Here is a 620-nt window from a genome sequence, read left to right on the forward strand (position 1 = left end):
ACAGATGATTGGGGTGAAGTCGTAACAAGGTAGCCGTATCGGAAGGTGCGGCTGGATCACCTCCTTTCTAAGGATTATTACGGAATGAGGAAGATTAATCTTCCTCAGGTCAACCATTAGTGGTTGATTCAATCAGCGCATAGCGCGCTGAAAAGTCTTATTGATGTTTTGCGTTCAGTTTTGAAGGTTCAATAGAACCTTTAAACAGTTATTTTTACTGTTTAAAGCAGTTACTATATAAACTTCATATATATATCCCGGAAGGGGCCTATAGCTCAGCTGGTTAGAGCGCACGCCTGATAAGCGTGAGGTCGGTGGTTCGAGTCCACTTAGGCCCACCATTAAACTTTTTAAGCAGTATCACCGCTTAAAGAAGCTACCATTTAAGCACTTTCATCGCTTAAATACCTAACATTAAATTTCGGGGCCTTAGCTCAGCTGGGAGAGCGCCTGCCTTGCACGCAGGAGGTCAGCGGTTCGATCCCGCTAGGCTCCACCAACACATACTCCAAGTGGGGTATTTTTGTTCTTTGAAAACTGAATGAAACGACATTGATAGCAACAAATCAAGTAATCAACGCAGAGGAATTTATTCCTTTGGAATAGATCATGCAAATGAT

At 42.9% G+C, this 620-nt stretch carries 2 tRNA genes and 1 rRNA gene; all 3 read left to right on the forward strand.

From position 1 onward, the window contains the following. Nucleotides 1-67, forward strand: a 16S ribosomal RNA gene (locus AC1TO4_RS19890); the annotation flags it as partial. Between the two features lie 197 nt (nucleotides 68-264). Beyond that, nucleotides 265-341: transfer RNA gene (locus AC1TO4_RS19895), tRNA-Ile, on the forward strand. 82 nt (nucleotides 342-423) lie between these two features. Continuing rightward, nucleotides 424-499: transfer RNA gene (locus AC1TO4_RS19900), tRNA-Ala, on the forward strand. Nucleotides 500-620 lie beyond the last annotated feature (121 nt).

This window comes from Sporosarcina sp. Y838 (genome assembly GCF_056786515.1).